The sequence below is a fragment of the Neobacillus sp. Soil_C_43 genome (genome assembly GCF_057656715.1).
In genome coordinates this window covers 116,813-135,478 of the sequence record NZ_JBDGJV010000014.1, presented here as the reverse complement: position 1 = coordinate 135,478, position 18,666 = coordinate 116,813, and the positions used below count along the sequence as shown (strand labels likewise).

At 36.5% G+C, this 18,666-nt stretch carries 15 protein-coding genes; 5 read left to right on the top strand and 10 right to left on the bottom strand.

The window, feature by feature from the left end:
• Positions 1-109: 109 nt before the first annotated feature.
• A complete protein-coding gene (gene htpG, locus AC3A54_RS18160; RefSeq protein ID WP_487655572.1) occupies positions 110-1,990 on the bottom strand; it encodes a molecular chaperone HtpG in 1,881 nt (626 codons plus the stop codon).
• Between the two features lie 272 nt (positions 1,991-2,262).
• Between htpG and AC3A54_RS18155 the strand changes: the two genes are divergently transcribed.
• On the top strand, positions 2,263-2,517 hold the full coding sequence (locus tag AC3A54_RS18155) for a hypothetical protein (protein ID WP_487655571.1): 255 nt from the start codon (positions 2,263-2,265) through the stop codon (positions 2,515-2,517).
• Between the two features lie 41 nt (positions 2,518-2,558).
• Here AC3A54_RS18155 and AC3A54_RS18150 read toward each other — a convergent pair whose 3' ends face one another.
• The gene (locus tag AC3A54_RS18150) at positions 2,559-4,166 is read right to left on the bottom strand and encodes an ABC1 kinase family protein (protein WP_487655570.1); all 1,608 of its coding nucleotides are present in this window, start codon (positions 4,164-4,166) and stop codon (positions 2,559-2,561) included.
• A gap of 120 nt (positions 4,167-4,286) precedes the next feature.
• The gene (locus AC3A54_RS18145; RefSeq protein ID WP_335549393.1) at positions 4,287-5,573 is read right to left on the bottom strand and encodes an NCS2 family permease; all 1,287 of its coding nucleotides are present in this window, start codon (positions 5,571-5,573) and stop codon (positions 4,287-4,289) included.
• A gap of 105 nt (positions 5,574-5,678) precedes the next feature.
• Here AC3A54_RS18145 and AC3A54_RS18140 point away from each other — a divergent pair, with 105 nt between their 5' ends.
• Both AC3A54_RS18140 and deoD read left to right on the top strand, forming a co-directional pair.
• A complete protein-coding gene (locus tag AC3A54_RS18140; RefSeq protein WP_487655569.1) occupies positions 5,679-6,395 on the top strand; it encodes a Crp/Fnr family transcriptional regulator in 717 nt (238 codons plus the stop codon).
• Positions 6,396-6,572: 177 nt separating this feature from the next.
• Positions 6,573-7,277, top strand: a complete 705-nt coding sequence (gene deoD / locus AC3A54_RS18135) for a purine-nucleoside phosphorylase (protein WP_487655568.1) — start codon at positions 6,573-6,575, stop codon at positions 7,275-7,277.
• A 48-nt stretch (positions 7,278-7,325) separates the two neighbouring features.
• Here the strand turns inward: deoD and AC3A54_RS18130 are convergent, their stop codons facing one another.
• The 3 genes from AC3A54_RS18130 to AC3A54_RS18120 all read right to left on the bottom strand — a co-directional run bounded on the left by AC3A54_RS18130 (position 7,326) and on the right by AC3A54_RS18120 (position 12,031).
• Complete coding sequence (locus tag AC3A54_RS18130) at positions 7,326-9,353, bottom strand: YhgE/Pip domain-containing protein (RefSeq protein WP_487655567.1); 2,028 nt, start codon at positions 9,351-9,353, stop codon at positions 7,326-7,328.
• 138 nt (positions 9,354-9,491) lie between these two features.
• Positions 9,492-11,444: a lipoteichoic acid synthase gene (gene ltaS, locus AC3A54_RS18125; protein WP_487655566.1), complete on the bottom strand. Its 1,953-nt coding sequence runs from the start codon at positions 11,442-11,444 to the stop codon at positions 9,492-9,494.
• Between the two features lie 218 nt (positions 11,445-11,662).
• Positions 11,663-12,031 carry a carboxymuconolactone decarboxylase family protein gene (locus AC3A54_RS18120; RefSeq protein WP_487655565.1) on the bottom strand — a complete coding sequence of 123 codons (369 nt, stop codon included), beginning with the start codon at positions 12,029-12,031 and terminating at the stop codon, positions 11,663-11,665.
• A 217-nt stretch (positions 12,032-12,248) separates the two neighbouring features.
• Between AC3A54_RS18120 and AC3A54_RS18115 the strand changes: the two genes are divergently transcribed.
• Together AC3A54_RS18115 and AC3A54_RS18110 are read left to right on the top strand one after the other, a co-directional pair.
• A complete protein-coding gene (locus AC3A54_RS18115; RefSeq protein ID WP_335549399.1) occupies positions 12,249-12,761 on the top strand; it encodes a DUF3231 family protein in 513 nt (170 codons plus the stop codon).
• A 993-nt stretch (positions 12,762-13,754) separates the two neighbouring features.
• On the top strand, positions 13,755-14,075 hold the full coding sequence (locus AC3A54_RS18110) for a hypothetical protein (protein ID WP_487655564.1): 321 nt from the start codon (positions 13,755-13,757) through the stop codon (positions 14,073-14,075).
• 78 nt (positions 14,076-14,153) lie between these two features.
• Here the strand turns inward: AC3A54_RS18110 and AC3A54_RS18105 are convergent, their stop codons facing one another.
• From AC3A54_RS18105 to kynU, 4 genes are all read right to left on the bottom strand, one after another.
• On the bottom strand, positions 14,154-14,939 hold the full coding sequence (locus AC3A54_RS18105; protein ID WP_487655563.1) for a hypothetical protein: 786 nt from the start codon (positions 14,937-14,939) through the stop codon (positions 14,154-14,156).
• 86 nt (positions 14,940-15,025) lie between these two features.
• The gene (kynA, locus tag AC3A54_RS18100; RefSeq protein WP_487655562.1) at positions 15,026-15,874 is read right to left on the bottom strand and encodes a tryptophan 2,3-dioxygenase; all 849 of its coding nucleotides are present in this window, start codon (positions 15,872-15,874) and stop codon (positions 15,026-15,028) included.
• A gap of 61 nt (positions 15,875-15,935) precedes the next feature.
• Positions 15,936-17,348 carry an amino acid permease gene (locus tag AC3A54_RS18095; RefSeq protein WP_487655561.1) on the bottom strand — a complete coding sequence of 471 codons (1,413 nt, stop codon included), beginning with the start codon at positions 17,346-17,348 and terminating at the stop codon, positions 15,936-15,938.
• 41 nt (positions 17,349-17,389) lie between these two features.
• The gene (kynU, locus tag AC3A54_RS18090) at positions 17,390-18,661 is read right to left on the bottom strand and encodes a kynureninase (RefSeq protein WP_487655560.1); all 1,272 of its coding nucleotides are present in this window, start codon (positions 18,659-18,661) and stop codon (positions 17,390-17,392) included.
• Positions 18,662-18,666 lie beyond the last annotated feature (5 nt).

The window sequence follows — 18,666 nt, the reverse complement described above, 5'->3', positions numbered from 1 at the left end:
TTCACTTTTTAACTTGCTAGTAGGAGTTATTTGGGGTAATTATATTCAATGAACAATATGTAAAAAACCGTGCACACTTATGTGAACACGGTTTTTTCTCATTTTACCTCTAGACCATAATTTTACAAATATCGTTTGTAAATTCTACTGGGTCCTGTATAGGCAATCCTTCTATTAATAGGGCTTGATTAAATAATAATTTTGTATATAGGTCTAGTTTTTCTTTATCATTATCAAATGCTTCTTTTAACGATTGGAATACTTCATGATTTTTGTTGATTTCCAATACTTTTTCCGCTTTGATATTTTGGTTGTCTGGCATTGCAGCAAGAATTTTTTCCATTTCGATAGAAATTTCACCCTCAGTTGCCAAGCAAACCGGGTGAGATTTTAACCTTTTAGAAATTCTTACATCCTTCACTTTGCCAGCTAAAGTATTCTTCATATAGTCAAAGAGTTCCTGATTTTCGTTATCCGGTGTTTCGGAATCAGCCTTGCTTTCTTCCCCTTCGATTCCTAAGTCACCACTAGATATTGATTTAAATTCCTTTTCTTTATATGCCATTACCATTTTAATTGCGAACTCATCGATATTATCTGTAAAGAATAAAATATCATAGCCTTTTTCAGAAACGAACTCAGTCTGTGGCAGTTTTTCTAATCTCTCAATTGAATCTCCTGCTGCATAGTAAATGTACTTTTGTTCCTCAGGCATTCTAGAAATATATTCGTCTAATGTAACTAATTTCTTCTCTTTAGAAGAGTAGAACATGAGCAGATCCTGTAATACCTCTTTGTTAGCACCAAAGTCACTATACACACCATATTTTAACTGACGACCAAATGATTGATAGAAACCTTCATATTTTTCTCGTTCATTTTTTAAGAGGCTCTGCAATTCACTTTTAATCTTTTTATTAATATTTTTAGCAATCAGTTTTAATTGACGATCGTGCTGAAGCATTTCTCTTGAAATATTTAATGATAAATCCTCCGAATCCACCATCCCTTTGACGAAACTAAAATAGTCAGGAAGAAGGTCTGCACACTTGTCCATGATTAAAACACCATTAGAATAAAGCTCTAAGCCCTTTTCAAATTCCTTTGAATAATAATCAAATGGGATTTTTTCTGGGATATATAGAATTGCATTATATCTTACCGTTCCATCAACACTGATATGGATATGTTTGATTGGTTTGTCAAAACCATAGCGTTTTTCAGCATAAAAGTTTTGGTAATCTTCATCTGTTAACTCACTTTTATTCTTTCTCCAAATTGGAACCATACTATTAATGATTTGTTCTTCTTGATAGTCCTCGTATTCGGTTTCACTGCCTTCCTTCAGCCTTTTCCCAGCGACTTCCATTTTTATTGGATAACGAATAAAGTCTGAATATTTTTTGATAATCGACTTTAAGCGATATTCCTCTAAATACTCATCGTAGCTTTCGTCTTCTGTATTCTCTTTCATTTTTAAAATTATCTCTGTGCCTACTGAATCCTTTTCAACCATCTCAATGGTATAGCCTTCAGCACCCTCGGATTCCCACTTATAAGCCTCGTCACTTCCTAAAGCTTTACTAATAACGGTAACAACGTCTGCAACCATAAATGCTGCATAAAAACCAACACCAAATTGCCCGATAATGTCGTAGCCATCTTTTAGCTCATTTTCTTTTTTAAAGGCTAAGGAACCACTTTTGGCAATCGTCCCAAGGTTAGTTTCCAACTCATCCTTGGTCATTCCAATACCAGTATCTATTATTTTCAAGATCCTGTTTTCTTTATCTGCAACCACTTTAATAAAATAATTATGTTGGTCAAAACTTAATGAGTCGTCAGTTAATGCCTTGTAATAGATTTTATCAATCGCATCACTTGCGTTTGATATTAACTCCCGTAAGAAAATCTCGCGATGAGTATAGATGGAGTTGATCATCATGTCTAATAATCGCTTTGATTCTGCTTTAAACTGTTTTGTTTCCATTAAGACCTCTCCTTTATTTTCAACTTCATAAAAATATATGGAGGCTGTATCGTTCAGCCGCATCTATTTTTAGCACTCAACAAAAGAGAGTGCTAACCACTATTTTTTAATAACATATCTTGTTGTTTTCTGTCAATATTTTTACCTATGAACTGTAAAATTGTGCCCTTTCACGCTTAAAAATCTTCATAACATCAACACCATAAATGCATACAATCTGCAAAATTTAGAGCTATGATGGGTTTGTGATAAAGAAAAGGAGGAAGTCAATTATGAAGAAATTTGCAGTTGGAATTATTAGTGCGGCTTTAATTCTTGGAGCAGGTACTGCAGTCTTTGCTGCAGGAAACACTGAATCTAGTAATGGAATTAGCTTTGAAAAGATGTTACCTTTTATGGAAAAAATGCATCCTAACTCAACCAAGGAAGAGCTAAAGGAAATGTACAAAGCTTGCCATGTGAATGGTGGAATGATGGGTAGCAAAAGCGGAATGACAACGGATGAAACAATGATGAATAATTTTTAAAATGCATATGATAGAGGCAGACAAAGGTCTACCTCTATTTTTTAGGTGATTTTCTTAAGCCACCTTATTTGTCTCACACTACACACTATGTAAGATACCAATGATAATACTGCTATTCCAAGGGATCCTTTCCAAATTAAAGGATGATTTAGATAGGTCCCGATAAAAGTGCCAATAACTCCAAGTATACCTAAATAAGACAACTGCTTTTTCTGATTTTCATAGATTTGAAATTGAAATTCTTTCTGCTTCTCAGATTCCTTTACAGCAAGAAGTTTATGTGGGATTTCAATCATTTCAGTAATAGAATGAAACACTTGGAAAATCGGCTGTGACTGAATCCATTTCACTATTAATTTCCATTTACTTTGGTTTCCTTGATTCAGCCAATCCATAAAAGCAGGCTTTGCAATTTCCAAAAACTCCTGATTTGGGTTAATCGTATGAAGCATTCCCTCGATTGTTACAAAAGACCGCCCTAAAAAGATAAACCTGGTAGGAACTTGAATGGGAAGTGATTTAAGCATATCATTTAAGTCCTTTTTTACTTGAAACAAGTCCATTTCTTTTAACTGATTCAGATCAATTGAAAGTGCTTCTTTTAAAATTGGTTCAATCGTTTTTAAGTTGGTATCCGGTAATAAGAAGCCTAAATCAAATAAAACTTTTACTGCCATTGAATAGTTCTTTGCTAATATGGCCTGTAGGAGTTCTTGAAAATTGGCTGCATCTTTTTTGGATATTTCCCCCACCATTCCAAAATCAATTAGGACAATCGTACCGTCTGATTTTACTAGTACATTCCCTGCATGTGGATCTGCATGAAAAGTCCCCGCTTCTAACCACTGCGGAATGAAAATTCGAAAGAGCCGTTGAGATAATTCTACTCTATTAATAGAATGGCGGTTTAAATACTCCTCATCAGTAATCCTTGTTCCTTCAACCCAGTCCATTACTAAAACCTGTGAAGTACATAGTTGAGAATAAACCTTTGGGATTTCTAAGTTGCTGATCGCTTGGAACCGTTGACGAAATTGATTAACAGCTTCCATTTCTTTATTAAAATCAACTTCTCTTTCTATCACTGTTTTTAGTTCTTGGAACAACATTTTAAAATTAATGAAACCCTTTGGAACAGGTGCAAAATGGTGAGCAAACCAAATAATAATAGAAAGTGAACGAAAATCTGTTCGAATGATTGACCTAATTGACGGCCTCTGCACCTTTACAGCTACATTGGTACCATCTTTCAATCTCCCTCGATACACTTCCCCAATTGATGCGGATGCAATTGCTGTTTCTTCAATTGATTGCAACTTGTCTTCAATCGGACTCTCCCATTCACTTTCTAAGACTAGTTTAATATCTTCCCATGGAGAAGGTGGTACTTTGTCCACTAAGTCTTGTATCTGTTCGACAAATTTACTCGGAAGCAGGTCTGCACGTATGCTTAGAAATTGACCTACTTTAATTAATAGACCCTCAAGCTCAAATAATGTCTGACGAAATTCTTGACCAATCCTGCCCCATAGTTTTTCGCGCTCGGACAAAGATTTTCTTGCCATTCGATACCAGTAAAATCTTAATAATACTGATAAAGCAAAGGATAGGATTCGCCACATACGGTACCAATTTCTATTAGGTTTCATTTCTAAGCTCCTCTCAAAAAGCTTGACGAGAAAAATTCTTTTTATAAATTTTACCAGTAACATATATAAGCTGTATATTAAATTTTATAAAAGAAAAACCAGGCAGCAGCCTGGTTTTTGTTAGAGCGAACCTAAAATAAAATACAGCAGAAAGAAAAAGGCAATGACGTACATTGTGACCGATACTTCCTTCTTCCGGCCAGTTACAACCTTAAGAATTGGATAGGCGATGAAGCCAAATGCAATACCGTTTGCAATACTAAAAGATAGGGGCATGATCGCCATCATTAAGTAAGCAGGAAAGGCTTCAGTAAAATCATTGAAAGGTATTTCCTTAAGACTCTGAACCATCAAACACCCTACAATGATAAGGACAGGCGAAATAGCTTCATTTGGGATGACTTTAAATAGTGGCACTAGGAATAATGCTGGTAAAAACAACAAACCTGTCGTAAACGAGGTTAAACCAGTGCGCCCACCTGCAGCAATACCAGTAGCTGATTCTGCAGCAGTTGTCGTTGGACTACAACCCAACAGTCCTGCACTAATTACCGAAAAAGCATTGGCCTGAAAGGACTTTCGGAACTTAGACTTATCAGCAAGCATCCCAAGCTGCGCACCCATGTTTTGGAAAATGATAACCATTGATAATGAAAATACTGCTGTCCAAAAATTAACCGTACCAATCTGACTGAAATCAAAAGCAAAGAAGATCTGATCATATCCACTAAAGGAAAAACTAAAATCCTTAAGAGTCGAAAAATCCACGATACCAAGTAATGCACCAATGAGGGTACCAGCAATAATTCCGATTAAAAAATTCCCTTTCACATTACGCAAGAAAAGTGGAACCAATATCAGCAATGTAAGTAACGTTGTAAGGGTATGAGGGCTCCCTAAGTCACCTAGCTTAACAAATGTTCCTTCACTTGCCACAATCAGCCCACCATTTTTCAATCCTAGGAAAGCGATAAATAGGCCAATTCCTGCCGTCATTGAGTTAATCATCGATTTAGGAATGGAACGTGATAGATAGACTGCTCCTTTTGTAACGGTAGTAAGCAAAAAGACAATACCTGCTAAAAAAACTACAGCAAGTGCCTGCTGCCACGATAACCCCAGCGAAAAGACAAGGGTAAATACAAAAAATGCATTATCCCCCATACCTGGAATAATAACTAAAGGAGAATTTGCCCATAGCGCCATCAACATACAGCCCAAAAAGCAACAAATCACTGTTACTAGTGTTACCGCCTCATAGGGCATTCCCGCTTTACTTAAAATAGCACCATTTACGGCAATAATATAAGCAACTGTCATAAACGAGGTTAATCCGGCAAGTACCTCTGTCTTTATACTCGATTGTTCTTTTTCAATATGAAATAAACCATTTAATAACTTATTCAATCAAAGTTACCCCTTTTGTTTACACGAGTTCAAGGATGTAATTCGTGTTATAATTATGTTACCAATATTTTAAAAAGTTACCCAAACCTGAAAGGTTGTATGTTCATGATTACCAGCATCTCAGAAATTGCCATTTTCTCTGATATTCCTAATGTTGATTTACCCCATTTACTTCCACTACTTAAGGAAAGAAAATTTAAAAAGAATCATGTCCTTATGTTTGAAAATGATCAAGGTGATGATGTGTATATCATCCGCTCAGGAATGGTGAAAATTTATCGTAATCATGAAGGAAAAGAAATCGTCCTTAGCATTGCCATGCCAGGAGATATCGTAGGAGAAGTGGAAGCTTTGTCAAATGACAACCACCGAATTTCCTCTATTGAAGCACTTGAAAATGTAACAGCTTGGCAAATTACGAAACATGATTTTCTTTTGATTGTAGATAAGTATCCTTCTATTTTAAGGAAGGCCTATTTGATTCTCGTTGAGCGAACACGGATGTTAAACCGGTTAGTTCGCTACTTGACCTTTTATGATGTCCGTACCAAAGCAGCAAATCTGTTAATGGATCTCTATTATAATTTTGGAAAACCAAGTGACTCGATTTTTAAAATTGAATTTAAAATCAACCAATCCCTACTAGCCAGTATGCTAGGTGTCACTAGAGAATCCATATCGAAAACACTGGGTGATTTTCAAAATGAAGGTCTTATTGATATTCGCGATAAATATTTTTATCTTCTAGATAAAAGTCGGTTAGAAGCCATGTGTAGTGAAACAGAGGAAGTTCCCACACTTCGAAAGTGGTATAACATTTAATACCTTTACTAATATACCAAATGAAAGCGTTGTATTTCAGTTATCCCTCTAACGAATATTTTGTTAACTGGTTCACAAAAATGAAGTTATCTCCTTAACAGATTGTATTAGGACGATATGCTATGCTTACTTTGGAAAAGTGGGACACCTATTACAATTCTTTGGGAGGAATATGAAATGAGTGTACATATAGAAGCAAAGGTTGGAGAAATTGCAGAGTCTGTCTTACTGCCAGGAGATCCATTACGGGCAAAATATATCGCAGAGACATTTTTGGAAGATGCAGTTTGCTATAATAATGTCCGGGGTATGTTAGGATTTACAGGTTCATATAAAGGAAAGCGTGTTTCTGTTCAAGGCACTGGGATGGGTATGCCTTCTGCATCCATCTATATTCATGAACTCATCACAGAATATGGAGCAAAAAATTTAATTCGAATTGGGACATGTGGTGCTATTCAACAGGATGTAAAAATCCGTGATGTCATTATTGCACAAGCTGCCGCAACGGATTCAATGATTATTCGTGACAGTTTTCCTGGATATGCTGTACCTCAAACCGGGAACTTTGAATTAATAAAAAACGCCTACGAATTTGGAGTAGAAAAAGGGCTTAATCTACATGTTGGAACGGTCCTATCATCTGACATTTTCTACTCAGAAAAGGAAGACCCGTATAGCAAGCTTAGTAAACACGGCGTCCTTGCTGTGGAAATGGAAGCAGCTGGTCTTTATTATCAAACGGCTAAATTCGGGGTAAAAGGTTTAACTCTATTAACTGTTAGTGACCATATTCTTACAGGAGAACAAACCACTTCACAAGAGCGTCAAACTACTTTTAACGATATGATTGAAGTGGCTCTTGAAACCATTATTCAATAAAATTTAAGGATAAGTACAAAAGAGCAGCTCTAGTGAACTGCTCTTTCTTTATGGAATGATCTTGGTAGTTCTTGCTTTTTGGGCGGTTAGTTGTATCCGATTTTCTAAAGGCTTTTTCAACACAAGGGCTATAAGGAAACTTACAGCTGCAAAAGCAAGAAGATAGATAATGTCTTTAGTAACAACCTCTTTTACCATTCCGCCGACAGTCTCCCGAAGCATACTAACAGCGTATGTAAATGGCATGAAGGGATTAATTGCTTGAAAAACTGGAGAGGTCGTACTTACCGGGAACGTCGCACCAGAGCTAGAGATTTGCAGCACTAAAAAGATAATCGCTAATCCTTTTCCTATATTGCCGAACACGGAACATAAAGTATACGTAATTATGATAAATACCATGCTGACAAGAATGCTTAACAGAACAAACCAAAGTTTATCGACTACATAGGTGTGAATTAAAAACAAATCACCTAAGGAGACAATGGCAGCTTGAAAAATTCCTATAGTCAAAAAAGTCAGGAGTCTTCCTAGATATAAATGATAACCACGATATGTAGCATTAGAATTCTCTACATCTACTCGGAGTGACGCTATAAGGAGAGTCGCTCCTACCCATAGTGCCAGCATTGTATAAAAAGGTGACATGGCTGAACCGTAATTAGGAATAGGAAAAATCCTTTTTGTATTTAATAAAATGGGGCTAGAAAGAAAGCTGCTCTCTTTTTCAGGGTCATGTTTAAGAAATTCAATCAGGTCACGGATATTCACACTTCTCTCAAATTGGCGGAGCTTATCTGCTGCATTTCTAATTTCTGCCTCGAATCCAGGAAGATCATTCCTGGCGAAATCGGCTGCTTTATGAATTAGCTTTTCCACCTCAGGGAGCTTTGTTCGAACTAGGTTTGCTGCTTTTCTAATATCATCCTCAAGTTTTGGTAAATCAGTCCTTACAAAATCAGCTGCTTTATGAACTTTTTGTTCAACGACCGGCAAATCATTACTAATAAAACTTGAGGCTGAATTCAGATCATTTTCCACTGTGCTCACTTTCTGCTGTAGACCTACATGAATTTCTTGAATTGTTCCTTGAATTTTTTCTAATTCAGCTTGTAACTGATTTAACGCTACCTGATTTTCATCTGTGTTAACCTGGTCCGTCTCCTTTACCCGATCAATGGCCTCCTTCACTTTCATTTCTATATCTGAAATGCTCGCTAGAACATCTGAAATAACGGAAGTAATCCTATTCAAATCATTCATCTTAGCTTGAAGCTCTAGTATTTTGTCACCAGCTTCCTGTATTCGAGGTAATGCACTTTCAACCTTTAATATACTTTCCCCTGCTTTTTGAATGTCTGGTATTCTTTGTTCAAGCTCTATCACTTTCTGTCCTTTCTCATGTAATTCAGGTAATTTCCCTTCAAGTTCAATCGCTTTTTTCCCCATTTCTTGAATCTGAGGTAAAGCCTTTTCAAGTTCAAAAATTTGAGTTTCTACCTTTTGGATATTTGGCAGGTTCTTCTCCAACTCCACACCCACCTTATAAAAACCAGAAAAAATAGCATTCCCGACCGTCTTAATAAACGCCTGACTAATTTGAGCGGTAACACTTGAGGCACCCGAACTAGTGATTTTCGGTGCAACCGCATTAATCTTTTCATTTACCCCAAACTCAATTTTTGGTTTTTGCGGATTGATTTTTAAAATACTAGTTAATTTTTGAGAGAAGTCCTTTGGAATTAGCAAATAAGCATAATATCTTCCACTCTTTACACCATGAACTGCCTTATCCTGTTTGACAAATACCCATCCAAGTTTATGATTAGCTTTTAATGTACTTATGATTTCATTTCCCACATTAATCCCTTTCCCATTAAGCTCTGCACCTGCATCTTCGTTCGTAACCGCCACTTTAATACCTGAAGTATTGCTATATGGGTCCCACATGGACTTGATATTAATCCAGGCATAGGCCGACGGTAAAACCATAAGTGCCACAATCAAAAACAATACGGTTGGTACTCTGAAAATATTGACCCAATCAGTTTTGTAAATGTGCCAAATCTTTTGCATCCATTCTCACCCTTATCATTCCATACTTTCCTCTATTAGCTTTAGGCAAAGTATTTAAATTAATGCAAAAACCAATGATAAGAAGTTATATGCAAATAAAAAAGCTACCCAAGAATTTCTTAGGTAGCCATTGAGTGTTTATTTTTCTGTTGTTGTGCTGTCCGCTTTTTTATAGTCATATTTAGAGCGGTCAACTGGGGTAAAGTGATCAGGGGTATAGAATCGTAATAAATCACCGTTTACCACTTTATCAGAAAGTGCTAATTTTTGCATAACTGATTTCTGATATTTTTTTGCTTCTTCTATTCTTTTCTGCTCAAGTTTCATCCCTGTAGTGGAGTCATAGAATTTACCATCAACCGAAGTAATGGTTGGACTCACAAAGTCACCATTTCGGAACGGTACAAGGTCATCATGCTGATCTGATAACAGGTCAGTTCCAAATTGAACATAATCTTTTGTGTCTGTTCCTAACAAGTGAAGAAGAGTCGGAAGAATGTCAATTTGTCCACCATATTCATGGTTCACTCCACCTTCCATCCCAGGTACACGAATGAATAAAGGTACTCGTTGTAAACCAGAGCTTTCAAAAGGAGTAATTTCTTTTCCAATAATTTGTTTCATCGCTTTATTATGATTTTCTGAGATTCCATAATGATCACCGTACATAATAATAATGGAATGATCATAAAGTCCAGATTGCTTCAAGTAATCAAAGAATTGCTTTAAAGCTTCATCAGCATACCTTGCTGTCTGGAAGTATTGGTCAACGGATTTATCACCAGTTGTTGCCGGTGCAATCGTAGCATCCTTCGCAGGAATTGGGTACGGATAATGATTGCTGACAGTGATAAACTTTGTATAAAATGGCTCTGGCAATGTTTCTAATAATGGAATGGACTGATTATAGAAAGGTTTGTCCATTAAACCATATTCAGCCAGGTCTTCAGAATTCAATTGATAATAGTTGCCATCAAAGAACTTTTTATAACCTAATGACTTATAAATTTCATTCCTGTTCCAAAAACTTCCTGAATTCCCGTGGAACACTGCGGACGTATACCCTTGTTGGCCTAAAATGGCTGGTGCCGCTTGGTAAGTGTTAAGCCCTTTTGTTGTAAAAGCGGATCCCTGTGGTAATCCATATAATGAATTCTCTAGCATAAATTCAGCATCTGATGTTTTACCTTGTCCCGTTTGATGGTAAAAGTTATCAAAATATAGAGTGTTTTTTTCATTAACTAATGAATTTAAGAATGGTGTAACTTCTTCCCCATTTAACTTGTAATTAATAAGGAAGTTTTGCATGGATTCAAGATGCAAGTAAATTACGTTCATTCCTTTTCCAGCACCAAAATAGTTAGGGTTTGGCTCCGCATAGTTAGATTTTGTATAGTTAATCACTTCTGTCATATCATCACTATTTGCCATAACTCTTTGTGCAGAGGCCTTCGTGCTTTTAACTGCATCATAAATAGTATAATTGTACATTCCTAAATATTTAACAATATAATTTCGATCAAATCCTCTTGTCAATAATTGAGGTCGATCGACTTCTGCAAGAGATAAATTGGCGCAAGAAATCGCTAGTGACAATGAAAAAAGTACAGAAACCTTTCTGCGATTCATATCCTTGATTTCAATTTTAACCAAACGAAATGCAAGCAATCCTATTAAAATAACAATATCAATAAAAAATAAAAAGTCATAAGGTCTTAATAGAGAAGTCACACTTCCACTTACATCTCCAAAGTTTTGCGTCTGAGTTAAAGTTGGTAATGTAATAAAATCATTGAAGAAACGGTAAAATAACACATTCGCATACAATAAAAAAGACATAAGAAATTCTATAACAATAAGACCTATATATTTCTTTCTTCCTTTAAGGAAAAATGATAAACCTAAAAAAAGTAACGATGATCCTAAAGGATTGAAGAATAACAGAAACCTTTGTAAGGAATTTTCTATTCCTAAATCAAATTGTGTTAATTGAATGATATATGTTTTAACCCAAAGGAAAATAACAGTCAAAAAGAAAAAGCCAATATATTTATTGAAAATACTTTGACCTTTGTGAAGTAATGTATTCATTTTTTTACACCTGCCTTCTAGAAACGTATTATTACAAAGTTTTATTGATTTGGCTATATGTGATTAGTTCCAAATCACCTAACATCTAGCATACATGTTAATTATGAACAGATTATGAACAAACCAAGAAAAATTGGTTCAAAATTGTAAATTAACCCCAACAGAGTGAAAGGAAAAAGAAGAAGCAGGTTCCGAAAGGAATCCTGCTTCTTCTATCATTAATGCTTCATATTTGAGAGTTGGTTCATACACTCCTGAACAAGTGTGACTCCCTGACTCATGGCCGCCCCGCCTCCAAGTGCTGCAGCTACTCCTATTGTTTCAAAAATTTCTTTCTCAGTACAGCCTTGATCAATGCATCCTTTTGTATGATAAATAATGCAATATTCATCCTGTGAATAGACACTTATTCCAAGCGCAATTAAGTGTTTGTTTTTTTGAGAAATTTCTCCTTCTTTAAAGCAAGCACCCGTAAATTCATTGTAGGCACCAATTAAATCTGGCATCATCTGCGTGTAGGTTCCAATTCCTTGTTTATAGTTATTCAAGTGTGTTTCGATTGAATTGTTTACTCCTGCTTGTTCCATTATTGTTCTCCCTTTCTTTCCGCGTTAATATAATCACTCCATTTTAGGTTAATTATTTTCAGTAAATTTATACTTTCTAAACCAGCAAACGAAATGAATTTTTTTAGTAATACAATACATTAATTAATTTTATTCTTATGGGCAACCTATTTTATGTGCTTCAAGAAAGGTGGCACTTCAAGTGAATAAATTTTCTTATAATTTAAGGAGGGTTACGATGGGTATATTAAATGGAAACCCTAAAGAAGAGCCTTTACATTACGGAGAAGTGTTTGATATATGGGCTTCTCTTTTAGCTGGAAATAGCTTGATTGCTGGGTACCAAACTATGTTGAACCATGCAGGTGACGATGATTTAAAAAAGCTAATCGTCGAAGCAATTGAAAATTGTCAACAGGAAAAAAAGCAAATTGAAGAACTTTTAAAGGAAAACGGCATTGGGTTACCTCCTGCAGCACCTGAACCTCCAGAAGCATGTTTAGAGGATATTCCAGTAGGTGCAAGAATTCCTGACCCAGCAATTGCTGCTGGTCTTTCTGTTGATATTGCCGCTGGGTTAGTTGCCTGCAGTCAAGTGATTGGTAAATCAATTCGTGAAGATGTTGCTATGATGTATGGTCAATTCCATGCTCAAAAAATGGCCCTTGGTGCAAAGGTATTACGTCTAAATAAAGAAAAAGGCTGGTTAATCCCACCACCCCTTCATCTAAAGAAACATACTGATTGCTAATGAATGAAATTCTAGAAGATCACGATACGTTGTCGTGTTCTTCTTTTTTTTAAAGCTTTTTTCGGAAACTTTGTTGTTCACTGTCATTATTTGTTCCTAATTTAATAGTAAGTGCTGACAGGGTTGATGAATTTTACCCCAACTCTGTCCAAACCTGGGGCAACTTCTGACAGGGTTGATGGATTTTACCTCTACTCTGTCCAAACCTGGGGCAACTTCTGACAGGGTTGATGGATTTTACCTCTACTCTGTCCAAACATGAGCTAACTACTGACAGGGTTGATGAATTTTACCTCTACTCTGTCCAAACTTGGGGCAACTTCTGACAGGGTTGATGAATTTTACCTCTACTCTGTCCAAACTTGGGGCAACTTCTGACAGGGTTGATGAATTTTACCCCAACTCTGTCCAAACATGAGCTAACTTCTGACAGGGTTGATGAATTTTACCTCTACTCTGTCCAAACCTGGAGCAACTTCTGACAGGGTTGATAAATTTTTCCCCAACTCTGTCCAAACATGAGCTAACTTCTGATAGGGTTGATGAATTTCACCTCAACTCTGTCCAAACCTGGGGCAACTTCTGACAGGGTTGATGAATTTTACCTCTACTCTTTCCAAACCTGGGGCAACTTCTGACAGGGTTGATGAATTTTACCCCAACTCTGTCCAAACATGAGCTAACTTCTGATAGGGTTGATGAATTTTACCTCTACTCTGTCCAAACCTGGGGCAACTTCTGACAGGGTTGATGAATTTTACCTCTACTCTGTCCAAACCTGGGGCAACTTCTACAGTGGTGATAGATTCAAGAAAAAAATATGAATAACAACAAACTCAAACTTTGCGAAAACAGGCTTTTTTAAATTTTTATAATCGTTTTACTTGTATTTTTTCAAAAATATGGTATTCTAAACTTAATTTTTATAATATTCTTTATATTCAAAATACAATACATCATAATTAAATTAATGAAAATGGGGTGGATGTAAAAATGTATCAATCGCAAGGTGGGTCTGCTGAATTAGCCAACTCAGCAGTTTGTCAAAGTTGTGGTAGCGTTACAGTCCTTTATCCAGAAAAGGCTACCGGTAAAAAATCTGGAATGGCATTTATTGTTTTTGGATGGTTGTTTGCAGCTATTTCATTTCTATTCCTTCCAATTGTTTTCGGGATATTAGCATTATATATGGGCTTTATGACTTATATCGACAAGAGTAAGGCCCATGGGGCTGTATTGATGGCCTTTGCAGCAGTTGGATTAATCTTTGGCTCACTTATAAGTATTGTTGTAGCAGGAACGATGTTTATTTAGACGAAAAGCAAAAAAACAACCCCTGAATTGGGGTTATTTTTTTGTATAAATGAATATTACTCAATTACTTCTACAAAATTATTTCTCTTTAAACCCACTTCTAAACTGATCATAGTCGGTTTTAATATAATGAAAAGCGGCTGCATTTCCACCGTGGTCAGGATGTGTTTTTATTAATAATTTTTTATACCCTGCTAGAACTTCCTTAGGACTAGCTGTTTTTGAAAGTCCTAATTTTTGCCGATGATTGGTCTGCATCGGAGGCGGCGAAGTATGCGTCTGCTCTTGTTCTCTTCTAGACCCTCTAGAAAGTTCCTCTTTAAGCTTTAACAATTCATTCCGCAAATCAATATTCTCTTTAAGTAATTTTTTCGTTTCCTTTTGTAATTCATTTTTTTCTTTGTCTATGTGGGCGATCTCTATTTTTAGCTTATTTCTTTGCTGTATTAATGTATTAATTGAGTTTTGATGGAGCTTTTCCATACCTTCTATATGCTCATCTTGTGCTTTAATTTTGACTTTTAATTGGCGGATGATCTTATCCTGGTCAGTATGACCTACTCGCTTTGTGGCTATTTCCTTGGGAATCGTTTCTGTGACGAGCTTCCCATTGCCTACATTTTGAATCTTGCCTTCTCTAAGCCATCGTCTCACTAATGGAGTACACATGCCTTCCGGGACACCTGCGTCCATTAACATGTCAAAAGCTTGATCGGTATCCTCGAGTATGTATCCGGATTTTCGAAGTCCATTGCCTTCGTAATTAATCTTTCTTTCACGAAGCCAACGCCGGACCGTTTGAATACAGATATCCTCTGTCACTCCTGCTTGCCTTAAAAAGTCAAAAGCTTGGTCTGTGTTCACAATGCCCCTCCATCCCCTCGTCATATCTTATGTTATTAATAATATATAAGTATATGGATTATGGGAATGGATAAAAAAGACTACAACTAAAGCTTCGTTCGTAAACTCCAAAGTTCAGGGAAAAACTTCTGATCCACAACTTTCTTTAAATAGGTTACACCCGAAGATCCTCCTGTCCCCTGCTTATGGCCAATAATTCTTTCAACAGTACTCATATGATTAAAGCGCCATAACTGTTGCTGATTACCAATATCGACTAATTTCTCAGCTAATTCGTATAAATCCCAGTATTGGTCAACATGACGATAAACGGTGAGCCATGCTTCTTCTACACTGGCATTGGGTTCATAGTTTTTTGATAAATCCCTCTCGATGACCTCTTGATCAATAGGTAATCCACGTGCAACAAGAGCATTGATTGCTGCATCATATATACTTGTTTTACGAAGCGCCTCTTGCATTTTTTCGTATAACTCCGGTTGATGCTGATAGACTGCTAGCGTATGAACATTTTTGTTTCCTAAAGCAAATTCAATTAAACGATTTTGATAAGATTGGAACCCTGAAGCTTTTCCCAGTTTATCTCTAAATTCCAAGTACTCTGAAGGTGTTAAGGTAGAAAGCACACTCCACGACTGAATTAATTGCTGCTGTACTCTTGAAACTCGTGACAGAATTTTAAATGATGGTTCCAGGTCATTATTGCTTATATACCTAATAGCTGCTGTCAATTCATGTATTATTAATTTCATCCATAGCTCACTTGCTTGATGAATAATAATAAATAACATTTCATCATGGTGATCTGAGACCAGATTTTGACTAGATAAAATATTATCAAGATGGAGGTAATCTCCATAAGACATTGATTTTTGGAAATCTGTTTGAATCTCATTTTCTAGTTCTATATTTGTGTTTTTCTCTTGGGTACTCATGGTATATTTGCCTCCCCGATTTTGATTAAAATCCTGCTAATAACGTAATAAACATTTTCGGTTAAGATATCCTTTGTTTTCTTTTAGAATTTTGAGTGGATGCTCTCTTTTTAAAAATATAATAAGTAACTGTTAAAAAAAGTAACCATGGAATACCGAATTGAAGCATGATTTTAAAATCTGTAAACCAAGTTGTAATCATTAAACTCAATAAAAGTATTGCTCCAATAATCGTTAAATATGGGAAACCTACCATTTTGACAGGCAATTTCCTGCCGCCAGATTTCTCCCACTTTCTTCTGAAAAATAAATGGGAAACAAACACCATAAACCAGGTGAAGATTGCACCAAACATGGAAATTCCCATCATAAATGCATATGAAGAACCAGGTAATACAGCACTAACTAAAGCAGCAAGAAAAATCCCCAGTGTAGAAACAGCCAGTGCTCTAAGAGGGACTCCTTTTTTGTTTAATTTCCCTAAAAATGCTGGAGCATCATTTCCCTTGGAAAGCGAAAACATCATTCGAGTAGAAGCATATAATTGGCTGTTCATAGATGATAGGGCTGCTGTTAAAATAATAAAATTCATAATTCCTGATGCCCCTGGAATATTTAAGAGATCCATTACCTTTACGAAAGGACTTTCTTCCACACCTGCTGATTTCCAAGGAACTATCATTAGCATGATGCCAATTGTCAAAATATAAAAGGTGGATAAGCGGAAAACCGTAGCTTTCAACGCTTTTGGAACTGCAACATCTGGATCCTTCGCTTCACCAGCTGTAACCGCTATCAATTCTGTGCCCAAAAAGCTAAATAAGGAAATAAAAGTCGCAACCCACACTCCCCACCATCCGAACGGTAAAAAACCTCTGTCATTTACTAAGTTCTCTGGTCCCAAATTCGACTGATGTGTACCGCCAAATAAAATATATGATCCAAGTAAGATGAATCCAACAATGGCACTTATTTTAATCATGGAAAACCAATATTCAAATGTGCCAAAAGCATTTACACTGGTAGCATTTACATAAATAAGAACTGCCGCAAACAATACTATCCAAACCATTCCAGGCACATGAGGAAACCAGTACTTCATATATACAGCAATCGCACTTATCTCTACCCCAACAGCTAGAACGTTAGCAACCCAATAGGAATATTTCACAAGATATCCTGCGAGTGGGCTAACATATTTCTCAGCAATCGTGCCAAAAGCACCTGTAGTTGGATGAGCAACCGTCATTTCAGATAGGCACCCCATTAATAGGAGGACGATAATGGCACCAACTCCATAACTTAGTAATACACCTGGACCTGCTGTACTAATGGCTAGACCGCTCCCCAGGAAAAGTCCCGTACCAATGGCACACCCCATGGCGATCATCGAAAGCTGGTTGGTTTTTAATTCACGCTTCAATCCATTTTCAGAATTATTTCCCTTATTCATAGGAATATGTTTGTTCACCATTTAGCTCCTCCTCTATTAAAGTATCAATGCAACCCATCTCTTTATGCTACGACTTCTCGTTCATTCTCAAACTTTTCATATTGTTTTTCCGTCATGATTTTTTTAAGAATTTGCACGACCTCAAAAACTTCTTTATAAGAGGTATAAAGTGCAACAGGTGCAAGTCGAATTATGTTTGGAGCTCTAAAATCAGGAATAACACCATTTTCTTTCAATGCTTTGCATATCCTTGCAGCTTCATTATGTTCTAAACTAATATGACCGCCACGTCGGACATCCTCTAAAGGGTTCCCAAAACTGAATCCCATATCCGGTACCTCATGTTCCAACAAGTCCATTAAATATTGATTAATCTTTAATGACTTTGAACGAATATTCTCAATCCCCGCATCTGCAAAAATTTCCAAAGCACCAAGTAAAGGTGCCAGACTTAAAACATGCGGAGTCCCAATTTGATAGGCTCCTGCAGATTCAGCGGGTGTTAAAGTATGTTCCATGTCAAATTGCTTCTCTTTTTTAGATCCAAACCAACCAGCAAGACCAGGATTTGTTCCAAAGTGTTTACTATTTACATATAAACTTCCAACACTACCTGGTCCACCATTTAAATGTTTATAATTGCACCAGTACGCAAAATCAACACCCCAATCACTAAACGAATGAGGAATGGCACCTATCGAATGGCAGCCATCAAATCCAATTAATATCCCCCTTTTGTTAGCCTCGCTGGCTAATCGCTTCATGTCTAAGATTTGACCGCTGCGATAGAGTACCGTTGGCAAAATAATTAAAGCAATTTCATCCGTCATTGCTTCAATAATATCTTCTTCCACTAAAAAACGGCCATCCCGACTTTTTACACGAATTAAATGTGTCTCTGGGTCATTCCCGCGAATGCGAAGCTGACTTTGGAGAGCATAAATATCAGAAGGAAAGGTTAATTCATCCGCTAAGATTTTCGTCCGCTTACCTTCAGGCTTATAAAAAGTTGCCACAAGCTGATGCAAATTGACTGTTGTCGATCCAGTAACAATCACTTCATCTGCTGAGGCGCCAACCAATGGCGCCATCATTTCCGCTAACTTTTCCGATAAAAAAAACCAGGGATGTTTCCCCTTTGTCCAACCATCGATACCATGCTCTTTCCAATCTGTTAAAGATTCCAATAGTGTACGTTCCGCTCTTTTTGAAAGAAGCCCCAATGAATTCCCATCCATATAAATTGAATTTGGCTTTATGTAAAATTCTTCGCGAAATTTATTAAGGATATCTTCTTTGTCCAGTTGTTTTGCGTATTCTAATGTAAACTTCATTCGAA